9 protein-coding genes are annotated in these 5687 nt (G+C 62.6%); all 9 read right to left on the bottom strand.

Annotated features, from left to right (window positions below; translation table 11 throughout):
• The coding region (locus GKC28_RS25770; protein WP_174149793.1) for a helix-turn-helix domain-containing protein at positions 1-176 on the bottom strand (176 nt) is incomplete at its 3' end.
• Entirely contained in the window at positions 115-426 is a 312-nt protein-coding gene (locus GKC28_RS25765) for a J domain-containing protein (protein WP_174149792.1), read from the bottom strand. The genes GKC28_RS25765 and GKC28_RS25770, both read right to left, overlap by 62 nt.
• Before the next feature lie 77 nt (positions 427-503).
• A complete protein-coding gene (htpX, locus tag GKC28_RS25760; RefSeq protein WP_174149791.1) occupies positions 504-1406 on the bottom strand; it encodes a protease HtpX in 903 nt (300 codons plus the stop codon).
• A gap of 3 nt (positions 1407-1409) precedes the next feature.
• Positions 1410-1982 (bottom strand): nucleotide exchange factor GrpE, encoded by a 573-nt coding sequence (locus GKC28_RS25755; protein WP_174149790.1) that lies wholly within the window; start codon positions 1980-1982, stop codon positions 1410-1412.
• A 22-nt stretch (positions 1983-2004) separates the two neighbouring features.
• Entirely contained in the window at positions 2005-3405 is a 1401-nt protein-coding gene (locus tag GKC28_RS25750) for a DegQ family serine endoprotease (protein ID WP_174149789.1), read from the bottom strand.
• A 66-nt stretch (positions 3406-3471) separates the two neighbouring features.
• Positions 3472-3981 carry an Hsp20/alpha crystallin family protein gene (locus GKC28_RS25745; RefSeq protein ID WP_174149788.1) on the bottom strand — a complete coding sequence of 170 codons (510 nt, stop codon included), beginning with the start codon at positions 3979-3981 and terminating at the stop codon, positions 3472-3474.
• Positions 3982-4017: 36 nt separating this feature from the next.
• Positions 4018-4419 carry an Hsp20/alpha crystallin family protein gene (locus GKC28_RS25740; RefSeq protein WP_174149787.1) on the bottom strand — a complete coding sequence of 134 codons (402 nt, stop codon included), beginning with the start codon at positions 4417-4419 and terminating at the stop codon, positions 4018-4020.
• Positions 4420-4445: 26 nt separating this feature from the next.
• Positions 4446-4889: an Hsp20/alpha crystallin family protein gene (locus GKC28_RS25735; RefSeq protein ID WP_174149786.1), complete on the bottom strand. Its 444-nt coding sequence runs from the start codon at positions 4887-4889 to the stop codon at positions 4446-4448.
• A gap of 331 nt (positions 4890-5220) precedes the next feature.
• Positions 5221-5583 (bottom strand): hypothetical protein, encoded by a 363-nt coding sequence (locus GKC28_RS26780; RefSeq protein WP_174149785.1) that lies wholly within the window; start codon positions 5581-5583, stop codon positions 5221-5223.
• Between the last annotated feature and the right edge of the window lie 104 nt (positions 5584-5687).

Here is a 5687-nt window from a genome sequence, read left to right as displayed (position 1 = left end):
CCGTTCAGCTCAGGAAGTTCCTTGTCATCAAAGAAATTACGCTTGAGTTCCCGGTAGATCGTAGACGCTGCGCGGCCCAGCCGGTCTGCGATCTCAGGCACCGGCATTTTGGCTTCACGCCACTTGGCAATCTTCCGGCGTTCTTCCAAACTCAGGTGAGGGTAATTGCGTCCCATTCAATAGCCTCCATGCAAACATCTGTTTTGATACAGAATTTGCACTTCGGATGTGAATCCACCGCCGCATTCCGGGGTCGCCGATAATGTCATAGGCGGCCCCCACGCGCTGGAACTCGGCCGCCTTGGCCTTGTCGCCGGGTGACAGGTCGGGGTGAAGCGACTTGGCAAGCTTTCTGTAGGCCTTCTTGATTTCAGCCTGTGTCGCGTCCCGCGAAACCCCAAGCACCTTGTACGGATCGTCTGTCATGTTCAGGTTCCTCTGCAATGGGCGCTCGCTGCCGGACGCCCCGCTGCTGCCTCAAAGGTAGGATGTCGCATGGGATTTCACTCCCGCGCCGGCGCGCCCGCGGTGCTGCCAGCGGCTTTCAGCGTCATGATCCGGCGTTCAAGCGGCGGATGGCTGGCAAAAAGGGCCTGCACCCGGCCGGCGTCAAACGCGAGCGCCCGCATTTCATCCGGCAGCGGCCTGGTGTTCTGCAGCGCGCGCAGCCGTTCCAGCGCCGCAATCATGCTGGCCCGCCCGGCCAGTGCCGCGCCGCCCGCGTCGGCGCGGAATTCGCGCCAGCGCGAGAACCACATGACAATTGCCATGGCAGCGACACCCAGCACAAGCTCGGCCACAAGCGAGACGATCCAGAACGCCGGGCCGTGGCCGCGCTCGACCCGCAGGACAAGCCGGTCAACCAGAAACCCCGCGAGGCGCGACAGGAAGACCACAAAGGTATTCACCACGCCCTGGATCAGCGCCAGCGTGACCATGTCACCGTTTGCGGCATGGCTGACCTCATGGCCTAGTACGGCCTCGATCTCGCCCGGCCGCATGTGCTGCAGCAGCCCGGTACTGACCGCGATCAGCGCTGCATCACGCTTCCAGCCGGTGGCAAAGGCGTTGGGCGAGGGGTGGTCGAATATGCCGACTTCCGGCTGCCCGATCCCCGCTCTCCGGGCCTGGTCCTGCACGGTTTGCAGCAGCCACCGCTCGGTCTGGCTGCGCGGCCGGGTGATCACCCGGACCCCCATCGCAGACTTGGCCATGGGTTTCGACAGGAACAGCGAGATCAATGAGCCGGAAAAGCCGATCAGAGCTGAGAACACCAGCAGAGCCTGCAGGTCCAGATCAACACCATTGGCCTGAAGCAGCCCTTCAAATCCCAGCAGCCGGAATGTCACCGACAGCACGGCTAGAATGGCTAGGTTTGTTCCCAGAAAAAGCGCAAGCCGCAGCATCGCTCAATCCTCCTCGCCGCCGTCGGCGCTGACCGTGACCTGGGCCGGGCGGATCAGCCGCTGTTTCAGGGCAAAACCGGGGCGGTGCAATTCAATCACCTGTCCGGCAGGGGTGCCGGGACAGGCCGCCTTTGCCAGCGCCTCGTGGCGGGCAGGGTCGAAGCTGCCGTCCGCCGGCGCGACCACATCGATGCCAAGCACGTTCAGCGCCGCCTCGAAAGTGGAGCGGATATTCCGCAGCCCCTCCAGATGGTGGCGCACCCGCGGGTCTTCCGCATCCGGCGAATCCTGAGCAGCTGCGATTCCCAGTGCAAGCGCATCCAGCGCAGGGGCAAAAGCGCGGACGGCTTGCACCACGCCCTGGTCGAAACCTTCGCGGCGGGCGGCATCGGCCCTCTTGCGGGCATTTTCGGCATCGGCAAGCGCCCGTTTGAGGCGGTCGGTCAGCCGTGCGATTTCATCGGCATGCGGTCCGGCCGGCGGCACGGCAGCAGCAGGCGCGATGTCTTGCGCCTCCTGATCCGGAACGGCATCAGGCAGTGTCTTTTCAACGTCCTGTGTTGGCTTGTTCGTCATCAGCGTCACCTCCTCAGAAGTCTCAGCGCATCACCAGGAAAATGCGTGCAGGCCCCCTTTGCACGGTCAGCGCAAGGGCACCTTCGGCCCGGGACAGCTCGCGGCGCAGTCCGGTGACCGAACTGACCGGGCTGCGGTTCACGGCCAGGATGATATCGCCGGCCTCCAGCCCGGAGCGTTCGGCGCGGCTGCCGGGATCCATGCGGGTGACCAGCACGCCTTCCAGTTCGCCGAAGTCCGGGTCGCCAGGCTGAAGGTTGCGCAGTTCAGCACCGGCCAGCCGGTCAAACCGGTGGTCGCCTGCCGCGGCAACGGTCCCGCCCTCGCGCAGCGTGGCGTTGATCGTTATCGTGCTGCCGTCGCGGATGATCTCCAGCCCGATTTCCGTGCCGACCCGCTTCAGCCCGATCTGGCTGCGCAGGTCCGCCGAGCCGGCAACAGCCTGTCCATCAACAGAAACGATCAGATCGCCTGGCTGCAACCCGGCTTCCTCGGCGGGGCTCCCCGGTTCCACTTGGGTGACAACCGCTCCCGTGCCGGTATCAATGTCCAGCGCCTCGGCAAGATCGGGGGTGAAATCCTGGATCACCACGCCAAGACGGCCGCGCCGCACCTCGCCGTACTCGATAAGCTGATCCATCACTGCGCGCGCCATATTTGCAGGTACCGCAAAGCCGATCCCCACGTTGCCGCCCGATGGCGCAATGATAGCGGTGTTAATGCCGATCAGGCGTCCGTCGAAGGCTGTCAGCGCGCCGCCGGAATTGCCGGGGTTGATCGAGGCGTCTGTCTGGATGAAATCCTCGTACCCGCCGACGCTGAGACCGCTGCGGCCCAGGGCGCTGACAATACCGGAGGTGACGGTCTGCCCGAGGCCGAAGGGGTTGCCGATGGCCAGCACGTAGTCGCCTACCTTGAGCCGGTCGCTGTCGCCAAGCTCAAGCGCGGTCAGGTTATCGGCATCAATCTGCAACAACGCGATGTCGGTGCCGGGGTCGCTACCCACCAGCTCGGCATCAAAGCGCCGCCGGTCCTTAAGCGTGATAACGATCCGGTCACCGTTGTCGATAACGTGATGGTTGGTCAGCACATAGCCCTTTTCGGCATCAACGATCACCCCGGAGCCTGCGCTCATCTGGCGGCGCGGGGCGGGGACCTGAGGCGCCTGCGGCATGTCGAAGAAACGCCGGAAGAACGGATCACTGAACAGCGGGTTCATCTCGGCTGTCTGCCGGCTTTCGACGGAAATATTGACAACCGCCGGGGTGATTTTGTCCAGCAGTGGCGCCAGCGTCGGCAGGCCGTCTTCATTCAGGAACTGGGGCTGGTCCGGTGATTGCGCAACTACAGGGCCGGTGCCGACCGCGAGGATAACGCAAAACAGCGCAACGGTTCGGCCGATACGAAAAAAGATCGAACGCATGTGGACTCTCCTTCCGCAGAAAAATGGCGGCCGGCGGGCCGGCCGCCACGGGCGGGTTGCTTGGGGTCAGGACGCCTTGACCGGGATACGCTTCACCTTGGCTTGCGCATCCGCAGTCTTGGGCAGCGCGACGGTCAGAACGCCGTTCTTGAAAGTCGCCTCAGCCTTGTCGGTATCGACCCCCGGCGGCAGCGGAATGGTACGGTAGAAGGCGCCGTAGGAGCGTTCCGACATATAGACGCCGCGGCGCTTCTCCTCGTGTTCTATCTTTTTCTCGCCGCGGATCGTGATGGCGTCGCCGGACATCGAAATGTCGATGTCCTTGTCTGTCATGCCGGGCAGTTCCACCGATACCTCGATGCTGTCATCCGCTTCCGAGACATCGGTGCTGGGGCCGAACATGCCGATTGCGCTGGTGCGGCCGTTCCAGCCGCTTTCCACCTTGTGCCAGAAGTCTTCGAACACGTTGTTGATGTCGCGCTGAAGCACCGCTAGCGGGTTGGTCGAGCGGCCGCTATCGGATGCGGGGGTCTTTTCCTTGTCACGACCCCACGGGATGAGATCGCTGATCTGCATGATGTTTTCCTCCTTTTCTCTGAGGGTGAGGCCGCCTTACGCGGCCTTTACCGAGATTTTCTTGGGCTTGGCCTCGGCTGCACGCGGCAGTTCCAGCCGCAGCACGCCATGCTTGAAATCGGCCTTGATCTTTTCCTGATCGACCTCGTCGGACAGGGAGAAGGCGCGTTCGTAGTCGCCTTCGCGGTATTCCGACGTGATCCGCCGGTAGCCGTCTGGGGCATGCGGCCGGACGTGGCCGCGCAGGGTTAGCACCTGCCGCTCCAGTGTCACGTCCATATCGCCAGGTGCGACACCCGGCATATCGGCCAGGATCACCGTCACATCGCCCTGTTCGAAGATGTCCACCGCAGGCATGAAGGTCATCGCCGTGCGGCTGCTGTCTGTATCGCCGCGGGTGACTTCGCGGCCGCCTTGGGCAGTCATTTCCCGTGCCATGTTGTCCTCCTTTCACTTTGCGCTGTTTAAGACGCTTTGATCTGGATGCGTTTGGGCTTGTCATCCTCTGGACGCTGCATTTCGACGGTCAGCACCCCGTTCTTGAACCGCGCGTCGACCCTCTCCGGATCGACACGGAAGGGCAGTTCGACGGTGCGCGAGAAAGCACCCGACGGGCGTTCGCGGCGGCGCCAGGTCACTTCCTCGCCTGAGGCGTGCTCTGGATAGGTGCCGCGCAGCACAGCCGTGGTGTCCTTCACCGTCAGTTCGATATCGTCCTCGGAGAGGCCCGGCAGCTCTGCGGTCAGAACGATGCTGTCCTGGCCTGCCCAGAAATTTATCGCGGGATAGACCTGAGGCCTCTGGGCCAGACCAAAGCCGTTGAACAGCTGGTTCATATCGCTTTGCATCCGGCGCATGTCAGCGAAGGGGTCGAAAGCCCTGAAGGGGGCAATGGTTGACTGAAGCATATCGGTTCCTCCTTTCCTAATCCGGGTCTCTGGGCCCGATCCAGGTTTCCGGCACAGCAACAGGGCCGGCGGGACCGGGCAAGCAGTCGAATATTCGGGGAGACGAGGCGGCAGGCCGCAGGAAGGAACACTGCACGAGAAACCAGCCCGGCAAGCTATAGGGCCGGCAACTGGCTTGGCAGTAATACGGAGGGCCGCTGAGCAGCCAGCCGTCCGATGTCCACTACCTGGGGACCCGCCTTCGGCATCCCCAATCTTGAGATGGGAGGCGCAAAGTGGATGTCAACCCCTTCGGAATGAGAAATTAGATCGTTCGGTTTCAAGGGAATAGCTAAACTACAAGCAGTGAAACAGTTGGCTGAACTGCACGCGAAACCGCTTTCATAGAGCCGGGATCACCCTTGGAGAACGGACACAGAGAGAGCTTCAATGCCCGGCTTTTTCCCTCTCGGCAGAATGTTTTGCATGCGCCTGCCGGGCAATGGATGAACTGCACAACGGTGAGATATTCTACAGCCTGCGATAGGCTCAAATCGGTCAAATCGGTAGCGTCCCAACCCGTGGTGTAGGAGGCCGCGCGCGAAGCCATTGGCTTAGCGCAGCGCGCGGCCGGGCTGGCGGCCACCGCGCATCTTCGTAGTCTGAGGTTGTTGAAGCCGATGACAACGAAGGAGAGCACGATGACCGAGACCATGATCGACCTTCCGGGGGTGATCGCCAAGAGTGATGACGCGGATTTCTTGCGTGAGCTGATCCAGGACGCCGCACAGCGGCTGATGGACATCGAAGTATCGAAGT

Source organism: Leisingera sp. ANG59, from assembly GCF_013317235.1.
Taxonomy (GTDB): Bacteria; Pseudomonadota; Alphaproteobacteria; order Rhodobacterales; family Rhodobacteraceae; genus Leisingera.
The sequence above is the reverse complement of the archived record's forward strand: the minus strand, read 5'-3'. Positions and strand labels throughout refer to the sequence as shown.

Excerpts from the sequence above, each read along its gene's own strand:
- GKC28_RS25765 (WP_174149792.1), bottom strand. The coding sequence starts at position 426 with ATGACAGACGATCCGTACAAGGTGCTTGGGGTTTCGCGGGACGCGACA.
- htpX (WP_174149791.1), bottom strand. The coding sequence starts at position 1,406 with ATGCTGCGGCTTGCGCTTTTTCTGGGAACAAACCTAGCCATTCTAGCC.
- GKC28_RS25755 (WP_174149790.1), bottom strand. The coding sequence starts at position 1,982 with ATGACGAACAAGCCAACACAGGACGTTGAAAAGACACTGCCTGATGCC.
- GKC28_RS25750 (WP_174149789.1), bottom strand. The coding sequence starts at position 3,405 with ATGCGTTCGATCTTTTTTCGTATCGGCCGAACCGTTGCGCTGTTTTGC.
- GKC28_RS25745 (WP_174149788.1), bottom strand. The coding sequence starts at position 3,981 with ATGCAGATCAGCGATCTCATCCCGTGGGGTCGTGACAAGGAAAAGACC.
- GKC28_RS25740 (WP_174149787.1), bottom strand. The coding sequence starts at position 4,419 with ATGGCACGGGAAATGACTGCCCAAGGCGGCCGCGAAGTCACCCGCGGC.
- GKC28_RS25735 (WP_174149786.1), bottom strand. The coding sequence starts at position 4,889 with ATGCTTCAGTCAACCATTGCCCCCTTCAGGGCTTTCGACCCCTTCGCT.
- GKC28_RS26780 (WP_174149785.1), bottom strand. The coding sequence starts at position 5,583 with ATGGTCTCGGTCATCGTGCTCTCCTTCGTTGTCATCGGCTTCAACAAC.